This window comes from Listeria ivanovii subsp. ivanovii (assembly GCF_900187025.1).
GTDB classification, from domain to species: Bacteria; Bacillota; Bacilli; order Lactobacillales; family Listeriaceae; genus Listeria; species Listeria ivanovii.
Map to the genome: position 1 here is coordinate 2,283,307 of NZ_LT906478.1, position 14,061 is coordinate 2,297,367.

The window sequence follows — 14,061 nt, forward strand, 5'->3', positions numbered from 1 at the left end:
TAACTTTATAAATTATAACAGAGAATAAATATCACTTTAGTACTGAAAAGGGAAAGAAATAATGGTTTATTTGACATTTTTGCAAATTAATAAAAGGGCCTGGTTTTTTAGGTTTAGATCTATCCAAAATAGCTACAATTCTTTTCATAACAACGAATTTCTGGCACTTCAAAAATCATGCACTTCAATAATATTCCTTATTTTCGGGCTAAAATTTTAAGAGTATGGACTATTTTTACTATTCTATAGAGACAAATATTACTTTTTAGCTAAAAAATACCGACCATCAGCAGTTAGATTTTTGATCTAAGTGCTGGTGATCGGCTCATTTTAACCTAGCCTTTTATATTTTATTTGTGTGCTTTCTCGTTTTTCTTAGTAGGAAGAGAGCGAATGCACTGACAAGGAATCCCGTAAAAATAACTTCATACGGGAATTCATCTCCAGTAGAAGGAAGATTTACCGATGTTTCCACTTTTGCAGCAGGTTTGTCTGAGGTTGTTGGATTGCTTGGTTTTGTTGGGTCTACTGGATCGACCTTGATTGGTTGTTTTGTTTTGTCATAAACAAATGTAATATTTTGCGGTGTTTCTTTATATGCGCCAATCTTGTTGCTAGCATCTTTTACAAGTTCGTAGTTTTTAATTTCTTTTGCATCAATTTTATAGTTCTCGCCAACTACGCCTGTATGAATTTCTTGTTCTGCTAGTTTGTTTCCTTTTGTATCAATAAATTCCACTGTGATAGAACCACTAACCACTTTTTTCGTATTGGTTTTAGTTACTTGGGCTTTCGTTTGCTGATCAAAAATGATTTTGACGTCTACAGGAACGGTGTCTAGTTCATAACCAACTGGTGCTTTCGTTTCGATTAATTGGTAATCTCCTGGTGCCAAATCCGTCAATTCAAGTTTCCCGTCCTTATCTGTTATTAGGTTTTCAGTAACGTTATTATCTTCATCAACTAATTTAAACGTCGCATCAGCAAGAGGCGCCTTGGTTTGACCATCTATTTTAGTTAAAATAACAGAACCTTTATTCATTGTATTTACTTTCGTTACTTGAATTGGTTCTTGTTGGTTAAATTCAATCGTGAATTCGACTGGGGTTGCATCTAATTTGTACCCTGTTGGTGCTTTTACTTCCACTAATTGATAATCTCCTGGTGCTAAATCATCTATTCTTAATTGACCGTTTACTCCAGTGACACCATTTGTTTTTAAGCTTGCACCTTGTTTTGTTTGTAATTCAAACTCTGCACCTTCTAAGTTACTTCTTGATTTGCTATCTAATTTTGTTAAAACAACACTGCCATTTGCTTGAGCATTTTCGACAGTGTAGCTTGCAACTGTACCGTCTGCTCCAACGGTTACTTCTTTTCCATTTTTGTATTCATCACTAATTGCGTAACCAACTGGTGCCTCGGTTTCCACTAATTTATATTTTCCAGATTGAAGTCCATCAAAGAGAACTTTCCCTTCTGAATTGGTTATGCCTTCCTGCCCAGCCGTTTCGCCATCAAGCGTATAGAGTTGAAATTTAGCACCATCTAATTTTTTCGTATTATCCGCTTGGTCTACTTTGGTAACTTCGAGTGAGCCGACTGTTGCCATTCCACTGCCACTCCCAATGGTAAATGCTGGTGCAACAGATCTGCTAGCTGATTTATAGGTTGCTGGTAAAGCGCCATAATCATTGGATGCAGCAGTCGCTTTATTGGTAATAATTCCTGACATCAAACTAACAGTGCTATAAGTTACTTTGATTGGAGCTGTCGCTGTATAGTCCTTAAATTGAATCGTAAAATTGTTATCTGTATACGTAATATCGTAATATTTAGAATCAATTGTCTCGCCAGTCGAACTATTAACTACTTTAAAACTACTTTTTACAACTTGGGCGCCTGTAGCTCCAGTTGTTAGCGTATCTAAAATAGTCGGATTTTCTACAGGACGATTTGGAGCAATATTTGCTAGCTCTACTGTCCAGTTAACTTTATTATCATAAGCTGGGTCAATACTACCTGTTTTTGTAATTGCGCTATAAACATGACTTGCATATGCTTGATAAGTGTAGCTTTTTTCACCTACACCATTATCAGAAACCTTGGCCGTATTCGTTACATATTTGTAAAAATACCAATTATCATCCGGTTTTGTACTATATTTAATAAAGACACGTGATGTCCCCATATTAGCAAATTCTAAATGTAGTTTTTGACTAGTTGTCTCCACTTTTGTTGGATAATTGTCGTCACCAGAAGCAGCTAATGTCCCAGTGGAATTTAAAGGAACATATAAATTTAATAGTTCAGTTGACGAAGCAACATTTCGGTACTTTAACGAACCTTCGACATAAGATAATCCAGTTGGAATATCATCATCAAAAATTAAATTCTCATAGTCTTTAGACATCGCATTGACAGAAACAATCCAATCAATATTTCCTGTTGTTGAATTATAAGAACCATATTTGCCACCATTTGTCATAATACTTGAATTTGGTGTCATCGAAGCACTTACTTCGTCGACATATTTGATTACGCCACCATCATAGTACGAAATTGATGCTTTGTTATCAATTGTTTTCGTTACATCATTTAAATCGATATTGGTTACCATATCTACTACAATTCTTTTATTGGTTACTTTATAATCTCCAATAAGCTGAATGTAGAAGCCTTTTGGCGTTATATCTTTATTAATTGTATAATCTACACCTTCCGTTAGTAAAACGCGATTTGTATTGTCTGTATAGGCATAAACATCATAACTAGCTAAACTTTTTACCCCAGTAGAAAATTCATCTGTAATATTAAGATTAGTCATAGTGATTCTATCTGCATTCGCTGTAATCTTCCATGTCATCGTGTTATTAAAGTAATCGATACTCCCTGCTTCTTTTTTCAGTAAATCAGGTTGAATCGCAATGGTTGCATCAGCAGACACACCATTTTCATCTGTAATTTCATTTTTAATTTTACGATCACTAAAGTCTGTTATTTTAGTAGAATAGGTAATTTGATAAGCATTGGTATTAGTATCTTTATACGTTAAATCAAAGTTCCCATTGGCTGATATGGCGGATGTCTCCCAGTCACCTGACGCATCTGTTGTTCCAATAATCGGTGCTCCTGTGGTTGCATTAAATGTTACGGGGGTTATTTTAAGAGAGTCACCCACATATTCCACATCATTATCTGCTAAAACATCTGTAAGAACAGTAGATGGAGATAATTCATCTTGGTCATAGTTGAAATTAATGGTCCAGTCAATACTTTGGGTAGAGCCATTATAAGTCGCTTTTTTCTCTATATGCTTGTAGTTGGTCATCGTCAAGTAAACATAGGCGGAATTGCTAGATAGAATACCTGAATCTCCTGTCGTTTGTGCTTGTGTGGAAACATAGGATAAGGAAGTACTTGGTTGGTTAATTGTTCGGTCATAGGTTACTTGATAACCTTTTCCTGCTAGGCCACCATTCAGTGTGACGGTTAAACCTGTCGTCGTATAAGTTAACGTATAATCTGTTCCTTCTGTTAGTTCTTTTTTCGTTCCGATAAATGTTCCACCAGCACTGACACTACTAGAATAAACTTTTATACTGGATCGATCAATTGTTGTTGTACCACCAGATGAGTAATCAGATAATTTCAATTCACCCTTTGCGTCTGTTTCTTTCGTTAAGTTGAATTTCGCATCAACACTAACTTTATTAGGATTAACTACTCCTGGGGTTGCTTTCACACTAACTGTTGTCGGATAAGTAACTACAGGTACTACCTCAATTTGGTAAACGGTATCTTTTCCTGCCGTTTTAAAGACAACATCTTGCACAGTTTCCTCGGATGCAGTAAATACTTTAAAAGCAGTACTAATGCTAATATCATAATCGCCTTCTTGAACACCATCTTTTAAGAAAGTAATGGTTAATTCACGCGTAGTTACATTTAAACTCCATTCTGCTTCTGTGGAAGGTAAGAAATTTCCACTTAGGTTTTTATTCCCAAAGTTAAAAGCATCTGGTAAAACAGTAGTATATGTATCCCCTGCTTTATAATTTTTTCCAGTAAATCCAAAATTCATATCTAAAACAACACCACTACCATTTTGGATTCGATTAGAAGTTTTAATTTCCATTCCAGTTCCATCTTTTAGAACTACTTCTTTAAAAATATTATCTGTAATCGCTGCTTTTAAATTATTGCTAGCAACTGATTTTTTCTCAGGTGCTGTTGTTTGTTCTTCTTTTGTTGTCTGCCCTTCATTCGCTGTAGTGGCTTCTTTAGCGGAAACGGATGTCACCACTTCTTCTTTGTTAGTCAGAATTACATTATACTCTTCTTTATCTAAAGTATAACCTGGTGCTGCAGTTTTTTCCTTCACAACATAATCCCCAGCTGAAAGTGAATCTTCTGTACCGACCCCGTCCGCCTGTATAGAAAGTGCTTTGGTTTCTCCCGTTGCTTTATTTTTAATTTCGAAAGTAGAACCATTCACTTTTTCATTCGTCTCTTTATCTTCTTTAGTTATTTTCAAGCTTGCTTGTGCTGGCTCATCTTCCGTTATCGTTGCTAGGACTGGCGAAACATTTTGGAACACCAGTAGCCCGATAACTGCTGCAATAAGTATTTTTTTCCATTGAGTAAATTTTCTCACTTTGCTTTTCCCTCCTTAAATACGAGTTTTTTCGCATATAACACACTGAATTATATCAAGCTACAAATAACTAAAACGTTCTCAAAGAACCAAAAAAACACCAATTGTGACATTTTGGTGAACAAAATAATTATCATATCACAAAAAATATTTTATCAGGAAGAAAAATCAACTTTTTAATGATTTGAAAACTTACGCATAATCCCTTATACACCAGCACTTTAATCCATTATATTTTTTATCAACCTGTGAATATCGCCATAGATTGATTAGTTACTATTTACTCATGCAGGATAAAAATTTTGTTCAGTTTAGAAAAAAATGCTAAAAAAACCGGTTTTATTGACTTTTTAGTGAACAAAACTAACCATATAAGGACATTATCCTTAATTTTTTATGCGTTTTTAACTTCTGTTAATAAAAAAACAACCAAAGATGCTGATTATCTTTGGTCGGTCCATTTATCGTATCCGAAGTGATTCACTTTCTACCAATATTGCCCCCTCAACTTCATTTCCTGACTTGAGTAATTCAGCAATCCGCTTTTTATCGATTTTGGGTTCTTGTAATAAAAAGAACGGCTTAAGCAAAGTTTCATCCGTGACTTCTACGCTAGCTGGATTTTTCTGAATTTGAATAGTAAAGAGAGTACTATTAATTTTCTTAATTTCTAGTCTTTCCATCTCCAATTGCAAATATGCTTTTAGCTTCCAAGCATTATTCTCTAAAGTTTGTTTACGCTTTAGTAATCGTTTGCTCTCCATTCCAGCCATTTCAGCGTCCGCCATTAACGACTTAACTATTTTAGCAACATTCTCCGCTTTATCATGAAAACCATCTGTAATCGCATCTAGTGTATCTTCTAGTGCCTCAGTTCTATTTTCTTCTAAAAGTTCTTGCACACGTAAATAATTATCAGTTAGCTCATATAATTTCATCCAACTCATCCTTTCCAAAAAGAAAAAAAGCCCAAAAGAAGCTGCCCTTCCTTTGGTGCTTTCTCAGTTTGCTACTAACTTCCCTTGAATAACCATGCGTCCTTTTTCATAATCTTTCTCTGTATCACAAGTAGAAAGTGTAATAATTCGATCAGCTTCAGTTACTTCGACGTTGGATTGATAGATTGATTGTTGTTTCACTTTTTGTAAATATTTTTCAAAATCTAGTTTATCTGGAAATTCTGTTTCTATATAATAGAAGTCTGTTGTCGTTTCATAGATAGCAAAAATTTCTACCTGATAATTTTGGAGTGCCGATTCATAAGTAAAAGTTGGATGTTCTGCTAAAAAATCTTTATCTAAATACTTCCTCAAATCAGCAAACATGGAACCGTCTTTCATATTATGCCCGTATATTATGGTATTTTTATCTAAGAATTCATTTGTATTGCGATAATCCTTAAAAATACTACCTGCCCTCGCTTGCTCATTCTTATAATTATGGTGTAAATAATAGTCATTATCTGTACTTTGTAAAATAGGGTAATCTATTTCTGTATCATCCAAAGTTAACCAACCAGCCATATCTTTATTAAGCTGCTGCAAGGACTTAAGTTCATCTCTCACTTCCCCAGTTACATTAGTAGTAGTTACTTGTTCTGTATAAACAGCTTTTGCATCATCTAAAATGGAACGATTATGCTTGTTTTCATATAGTTCAGATCCAATTTTCCAACCCGAAAAAAGAAAAACAGCTAATACAATCAACGTAACACTTTTCCCTAAAAACGATTTTGATTTCATATTATCAAAACTCCTTTCGCCTTTTTGGAACAATGTACGTACCTTGATTCCCATCTTCTACAATATTGGCATAAACTCCGTATGTTTCAGCAATTAGCTCTGTTGTTAAAAGTTCTTTAGATTCTCCTTTTGCAACTACCGCACCGTCTTTCATCACAATCAATTGGTCGCTATACGCTAGCGCTTGGTTTAAATCATGTAAAATCATCACAATCGTTAAATTCTCGTCCTTGTTTAACCTTTTTATCAACTCTAAGATTTCAAGTTGGTAGTACATATCAAGAAATGTGGTAGGTTCATCTAACAGCAAAATGGGTGTTTCCTGAACTAAGGCAGTAGCAACAAAAACCCGTTGTCGCTCCCCACCTGAAAGACTTTCCACCAGTTTATCTGCTTTTTCAACTAGCTCTGTTTGAATTAATGCTGATTCGACTGCCAAATCGTCTTCTTTAGTTCTAGTGATTCGCCAGTTTTTATAAGGAAGCCTCCCAAAATAAAGCAATTTCTTTACTGTCAACTCACTTGGCAAAATATTATTTTGATGTACAATCGCCACATTTTGAGCAAATTTTTTGGCTTTCCACTCAAAAATTGATTTTCCTTCTAATAAAACTTCTCCCGTATCAGGTTCAAGTAGTCGAGCAAGTATTTCTAACAAGGTTGACTTCCCACTACCATTTGGCCCAACAATGGTAGTGATTTTATTTTTTTGGATCGTAAATGAGACATTTTTTAGAGTAGGTTCTGCAGAATTATAGCTAAAACTAACGTCCTTTACTTCCATAAAAATCACCCTTTCGCATTAAAAAGATTAAGAATGGTCCACCGATAATAAGCATAATCACGGAAGCCGGAATTTCCATTTGCTCGAATAATGTTCTGCCAATCGTATCTGCTACTAAGAGTAAAAGTGCCCCAAATAAAATCGAAAATGGAACCAATATTTGATAATTCCCACCAACCAGTTTTCTAGCAATATGCGGCACGAGTAAACCAACAAAAGCAATAACACCTACGATAGCCGTTGTAATAGAAGCAAGTAGCACAGCAATTAGAGCTAACCAGATTCTCGTCCGGTTTACTGGGACTCCAAAACCACGAGCCATTTTATTTTCAAGCCCTAATACATTACACCATTTAGCAAGCACCCATGCACAAATCAGACCAAGGGCAACATAGATAAATAATGTTTCTACATCCGACCACTTTTTCATCGCCAAACTCGCTGCATTACTTGCTGTTTGACTAGAAATAAGCGCCACCTGGGAAGAAAGTGCATCACTCAGGCCTGTAAATACTGCATTAATTGCAATACCAATAATAATAAAACGAAGCGGATTAAAGTCAGAACGATAACTAAAGAAAAACACTAAAAAACAAGCAAGTGCTCCGCCAATAAAGGAAAAAAGTGGTAACCAAAAATATAATTCCGGTAAAAATAAAAGAATCACAAAGCTAAAAAACTTTGCCCCAGCGGAAATACCAATTACTCCTGCATCAGCAAGCGGATTGCGCATCACAGCCTGAAGTAATAACCCAGAAACGGATAAAGCAGCACCCGCCAGTAAAGCAAGTATAATTCGAGGAAATCGCAAATCAATAATGACTTCCACCGTCTCATTTCCACCAGTAAAAAGCCCTTTGATGAATTCTGGAATAGATACTGATAAACTCCCTGCTTGTATCGCCCATAGAAATGTCCCGATTAATAATACTGCAACTATCCCAAAATAACTTTTTTGCTTAATTGTCATAAAGCATCTTTTCCATTTCTTGAAGTGCAGCTGGCGCATTCAAACTAGCTGTCATTCCAAATAAATTTTCATCCAAGTCATAGACACGATTATTTTTCACCGCATCGAAATGTTTCCAAATATCATTAGTTTTAAACTCTTCATTAAACATGTTTACGACCTCAGCTGGCATTCCATGAGCTGCACGCAAAATAATATCTGGATTAGCATTCTGTAAATATTCCGTGTTAGAAGCCAAATATTCTACTTTTTGATTTGTTATAATATTTTTTCCTCCAGCAATTTTCACTAAATCACCTATGTAAGCATGTTCCGTCACAACTAAGTAACTACCAGGTACTCCCATTAATATTAAGACAGAGGGTTGTTCTTTTTTAGAAACACTTTTTTTCACTTGATTTACTTTGGTTGATAAATCTTCATTTAATTTTGTTGCTTCTTTGTCTCGGTCGAATTCTTTTCCAAGTTTACTAATCTCCTTTTGCATCGAGTCTAAACTAGTAAAATCTAAAAACTCTGTTTGCAAATTAGCTCCTGCGAATCCTGATTTTAAATCAGCCTCGAGTGTTTTCGTGGAAAGAACAACATCTGGCTTCAACATCCGAATAATTTCTAAATCCGGCCCCATTGGCGACCCAGTTTCCTCCACTTTTGCATAACGCTCTGGCATTTTTTTGGAACTTGTAGGAATACCAACAAGCGGTAAATCAAGTTTATCCATAATTTCCGTGATTACGACCGTAGTAGTGACAATTTTGGGTGTTTGCTCTATTGTTTCCGTTTGTTTTTCAGCAGCCTCTTCCTTGCCACAACCTACTAACAAAAGCAGTAACGCCATACATAAAAGCATTATTTTTTTCATAAATTATTTCCCCCAGTTATTAAATAAAATCGGTAAAGCGAGCCAAGTAAAGGAAAAACCTCCACCTAACTCGCTCTTACCAGTTTTATTAACTTATTCTTTTACGTTTCAAACGATAAGCTAAATAAAGGAAGGAAGCTACAAATAATGTAATATACCATGCCATACTAGAAGTATCACTTGTTTTTGCATTCTTCTCTGCTTTGTTTTCTGTTGTCGCTTTCTGAACAGTTTTTGTGTCGTCAAAATCCGGTTTCGGTAATTTAGGTCCAGCATTATTAGACATATTATTTGTATTTAAAAGATCGTTTTTCGCCGGTTCTTTTAAAGTGACATCTGTTCCTGTAATGTCTTTAATAGTTGCTGCATTCAGTTTTACTTGAACAATATATTCATGATCATAAGAAAAGCCAGGCATATCTTCAATTAAAACATGCGTTCTTACATCTGTATTAGCTGTTCCGTCTTTTACAGGATATTTTACGCTTCTAGTATTTTTATTTAAATCACCAGAAACTACTTCCATATCTTTCCAAACACCATTTTGTTTATATTGAAATGTTTTGATCCAACTACTATTTGTTAAAGTTAAATATACATAAGGCTGGTTATTTTCCACTTTAATCATGGCTGGTTTCATCACGTAACTTTCCATCATGGAAGTTTCTGCGGTCCCATCTTTAAACACATCAAAATCAATCGAATACGTATGTTTATTTAATAGATTTTTAGGATCCACTACAACTGGTTTAGTTGGCGTGGTTGTAACTGGCGGATTCGTTATCCCTGGATCAGGATTAGGTTTCGTTACTGGCGGAGTTGGTTTTTCTGGGTCAATTACAGGTGGAGTCACATCCGTTCCAGGATATGAACTAGCTGTAACCGCCTTTGCTGTATCAAAAACATAACGAAAATCTGCTTTTCCTTTATAAACTCCACCATTAAATGGCGCTTCATAATTAACATGTGCAGCAAGTGGTTGGTTTAAATCTTCCACTTCAATTTCCACTATTCTTGTATTTGCATCCTTATCTTCTGAAATAACTTTTACATCTTGTAATGCTCCTGCTAATTGTGTTTTCAGAGCTGTCACAGTCTTGTTATCATTGACTGTCATTGCAATTGTTTTCTTACCATTTTTAACTTTCAACCATGCTGGATTGTCAAAATAATTTTGCATGCTTGAATTAGTGTCATCATTCGCTTTTTTAGCTACGAAAGGAATGGTATAAATACCGTCTGAAAGTGTCACAGGCGTGGTAACAGCAGGTTCAGAAATCACTTTCAAGCTACTTGGATCAATGGTTAAATCCACTTGATACCAGTGATCATAGCTAATTGCATCTACTTTAATATGCATATACGAGTATATAATATCATCAAGCGAACTTAGCTTGAACTTCTCTACACGTGTGTTATTTGTTGCATCTATGCTAACTGTTTGTACATCTTGATAGCTACCTTGATATACTTCTGCTTGTGCAGGTTTCGCTGGACGAGTTCCATCTTTTGAAACAGCCATTGTTTGCCAGAAATTGCTATTTGTAATGGTTAAGTACATATACGGTTGACCATTTTCCACTTTGATTGTAGCGGTATGATCAATATATTTATCTGCCTCGGATGATTCTTTCGTTGTTTTCCCGGTGTTATCTTTATAAAAATTTACTTGAACCTGATATTCTCCGCCATCTTTTAGCCTTGAATCAGCTGCACTAGCTGAAAATCCAGGTATCATTTGAAAAATAAGTGTCAATGCGAGTAGCGGTACTAAGCCTTTTTTCCATAGTTTCTTCATAATAATCCTCCTTTATTTAAAACTTGCTCGTCTTTTTAGTAAAACTAAACCTATTCCCGCTGCAACAAAAACAATGCCATATAAGAACATTTGACTAGAGTCACTTGATTTCGGGTTTGCTACTTCTGTTTTTGATTCATTAGTAGTAACTTCTTTTGTTGCACCATCATCAGATGATTTTATCGCTGCAGCAAGTGATTTTGCTGAACTCTCGTCAAACTTTAATTGAATTTGATACTCATGGTGATAATTCAGTCCATCATCATCAATATCTACCTTAATTTTTGCTTTAACTGGACTACTTAAAGTGGATACTGGAAATTGTACTTTTCTAGTATCATTTGCAGTACTACTAGAAGTTACACTAACCGCACTACCTTCGACCCACAAGCCTGTAATCCACTTACTATGGTTCACTTGTAAGCTAACAGTAAATTTCCCTCCATTTATCGTTACGGTTGCTGGTTTATCAAAATAATCGTTCGCCATTGACGCAGAACCACTGTCACCTTGAAGCACCGTGTAATTAATCGAATAAGTCCCATCATTAATTGCTGCTTGTGCCGTCAAACCACTAGAAAGAAAAGAAAAACTAAACAAAACTATAAAAGCAACGAATACTGCAATCTTCTTCATACATCTATCTCCCCTCTTTAATAAAAAATGTTAGTTATAAAAACCTCCACAAAATATTGTGAAGTAAAAGTTATGTAACTTCATCCGTTAATCACTATTTTAATTGATAATGATTATCATTGTCAACTGTATTTTAATTTTTCTTGTGAAAGCTACAAAAAACCACGGATTTACGATGCTTATCCGTGGTTCTATCATTCTTCTTTCATTTCCATATTATTAGAAAACTGTTCAAACAACAAATCCCCTTTTAAGGTTAACGAATAGCGTTTCTCCGTTAGCTTATTATTTCGAGATAAATAACCATTCTCCTCTAGGCAATAAAGTGTAAGTAACACCTCATTTTTCGTGTATTTTCTCAATTCTCCAAAATCAATAACCTCTAGTGACATGTCATTAATTTTTGTATCTTCATTTTTCGCAAAAAGAAGCACTTCTTTCAACAACTTTTTATCTTCAAATATCATTTTAACCACCTTTTTTTGTCATTTCAAGCTGATAACGTAAAAAGCCGTAGCACAAGGCCACGGCTTCTTACAGCGCAATCAAAAGGAGAAATTCACACAATCAAATAAAGGGGGTATTTGTTTGTGATTTATTTCACGGTTATAATATACCATATAAATCACTTTAATTCAATAGTTCACATATCTATTTTTATATTTCATTTTGAGAACCTTCACTCACATTAGGCAAATCAAAAAGACACGAAATTTCCGCGCCTTCTTGACAGTCTAGTTTATTTTACCAATTTTTCTAATTCATCTAGTCTTTGCTCAAATACTTTTAACGCATCATCTACTGGGCCTGGAGTAGCCATATCCACACCCGCTTTTTTAAGCACATCGATAGGATAATCCGAACTCCCAGCCTTCAAAAAGTCAATGTATGCCGTTACAGCGGATTGCCCTTCTGTCAAAATTTTTGCACTAAGCGCTGAAGCAGCCGAAAAGCCGGTAGCATATTGGAAAACATAATAGTTCATATAGAAATGTGGAATGCGAGACCATTCATAACCGATTTCCTCATCATAAACCATTGCCTCACCATAATACTTTTTATTAATATCAAAGTAAGTTTCAGTTAGGTAATCTGCAGTTAACGCAATACCATTTTGATCTGCTTGATGGATAGTATGCTCAAACTCAGCAAACTGCGTCTGACGGAAAACAGTCCCTTTAAATCCATCTAAATAATGATTCAGTAGATAAGCACGCACTTTCGGATCTTTATATTTTTTAAGCAAGTAATCAGTCAAAAGATTTTCATTGGTAGTGGAAGCTACTTCTGCTAAGAAAATTGAGTAATCACCATATACAAATGGCTGGTTTTTTCTAGTATAGTAACTATGCACACTGTGACCAAGTTCATGCGCAAGTGTGTATACATTATTAATATTATCCTGCCAATTCAACAAAATATAAGGATTCGTACTATAAGAGCCGGAAGAATAGGCACCACTTCGTTTTCCTTTATTTTCCATGACATCAATCCAACGACTGTCAAAAGCTTCTTTTAAGATTTCCTGATACTCTTCTCCAAGTGGCTTTAATGCTTCAAGTACAAGTTCTTTTGCCTCATCATAAGTGAATTCTAAATTAACATCATCCGAAAGCGGTGTATAAAGATCATACATATGCAATTCTTCTAACCCTAATAGCTCCTTACGTAACTTCACATAACGATGAAGTAAAGTTGCATTCGCATTTACAGACGTAAGCAACGAATCATATACTGTTTCAGGGATATGATTGCCAGAAAGGGCTGCTTCACGTGCTGATTGATAACCTCGAGTAGTCGCATAAAAATTAGATTTTTTCACTTGACCGTTTAATGTTGAAGCTAGTGTGTTTTTTAGCCCTTCATAAACAGAATAAACACCTAGAAAAGCATCTCTACGCACACGCGGGTCATTACTTTCTAATAATTTCCCAAAACGGCCATGTGTGATTTCTATCTCTTCACCATCTTCGTCTTTAATGGTTGGGAACTTCATGTCCGCATTATTTAGCGTATTAAATGTATTAGATGAACTTCCAAGAACTTCTCCTGCATTTGCAAGTAAAGCTTCTTCCTTCTCACTTAAAATATATGGGCGACTAAGATTTAGTTCTTCCAAAAGGTGCGCATATAATTGTAAGTCTGGATTCTCTTCTACAAACTGTTTTAAAACCGTTTCATCCATTGCTAAGATTTCTGGATCATAGTAAGATAATGCTGACATCAACTTAGTCACTAAACTACCTGCCCGACTATGTAGCCCTTGATATTTTGCATTAGCTGTATCTTGATCCATTTTTAAATGAGCATAGACATACAAGTTACTAATTAAATCATATGCTTTATCACGAAATTGCAGCGCTTCATATAGTGTTTGACTACTATCTGCTAGACGCCCTTTAAATTTAGTACTTTCTTCTGCAATTTTTTGTAATTCTACAAACGCTTCTTCCCATGCTTCATCACTTGGATAAATCGTCGTTAAATCCCACGTTAACTCTTTTGGTACTTCTTCTCTTAAAGGTAATGCATTTGTTTTACTCATTATTTAAAAACCCCTAACCATAGTCATTTTGATTTTATTATGAGCCAAAATAACTAAAAAAGCAAAA

At 35.2% G+C, this 14,061-nt stretch carries 10 protein-coding genes; all 10 read right to left on the bottom strand.

The window, feature by feature from the left end:
• Positions 1-343: 343 nt before the first annotated feature.
• Entirely contained in the window at positions 344-4,657 is a 4,314-nt protein-coding gene (locus CKV67_RS11260; protein ID WP_025280049.1) for a SpaA isopeptide-forming pilin-related protein, read from the bottom strand.
• A 461-nt stretch (positions 4,658-5,118) separates the two neighbouring features.
• Positions 5,119-5,595 carry a siphovirus Gp157 family protein gene (locus CKV67_RS11265; protein ID WP_014093502.1) on the bottom strand — a complete coding sequence of 159 codons (477 nt, stop codon included), beginning with the start codon at positions 5,593-5,595 and terminating at the stop codon, positions 5,119-5,121.
• Between the two features lie 63 nt (positions 5,596-5,658).
• Positions 5,659-6,399: a class B sortase gene (srtB, locus tag CKV67_RS11270; protein ID WP_014093503.1), complete on the bottom strand. Its 741-nt coding sequence runs from the start codon at positions 6,397-6,399 to the stop codon at positions 5,659-5,661.
• Between the two features lie 4 nt (positions 6,400-6,403).
• Positions 6,404-7,183, bottom strand: coding sequence for an ABC transporter ATP-binding protein (locus tag CKV67_RS11275; protein ID WP_014093504.1), 780 nt, complete (start codon positions 7,181-7,183; stop codon positions 6,404-6,406).
• Positions 7,164-8,153, bottom strand: coding sequence for a FecCD family ABC transporter permease (locus CKV67_RS11280; RefSeq protein ID WP_014093505.1), 990 nt, complete (start codon positions 8,151-8,153; stop codon positions 7,164-7,166). Before CKV67_RS11280 ends, CKV67_RS11275 begins: the two co-directional genes overlap by 20 nt.
• Entirely contained in the window at positions 8,143-9,015 is an 873-nt protein-coding gene (isdE, locus tag CKV67_RS11285; RefSeq protein WP_014093506.1) for a heme ABC transporter substrate-binding protein IsdE, read from the bottom strand. Before isdE ends, CKV67_RS11280 begins: the two co-directional genes overlap by 11 nt.
• Positions 9,016-9,103: 88 nt before the next feature.
• Entirely contained in the window at positions 9,104-10,813 is a 1,710-nt protein-coding gene (locus tag CKV67_RS11290; RefSeq protein WP_014093507.1) for an NEAT domain-containing protein, read from the bottom strand.
• Positions 10,814-10,825: 12 nt separating this feature from the next.
• On the bottom strand, positions 10,826-11,449 hold the full coding sequence (isdC, locus tag CKV67_RS11295; protein ID WP_014093508.1) for a heme uptake protein IsdC: 624 nt from the start codon (positions 11,447-11,449) through the stop codon (positions 10,826-10,828).
• 194 nt (positions 11,450-11,643) lie between these two features.
• Entirely contained in the window at positions 11,644-11,916 is a 273-nt protein-coding gene (locus tag CKV67_RS11300) for a DUF3116 family protein (RefSeq protein ID WP_014093509.1), read from the bottom strand.
• Positions 11,917-12,188: 272 nt separating this feature from the next.
• A complete protein-coding gene (gene pepF / locus CKV67_RS11305) occupies positions 12,189-13,994 on the bottom strand; it encodes an oligoendopeptidase F (protein WP_014093510.1) in 1,806 nt (601 codons plus the stop codon).
• Positions 13,995-14,061: the final 67 nt, after the last annotated feature.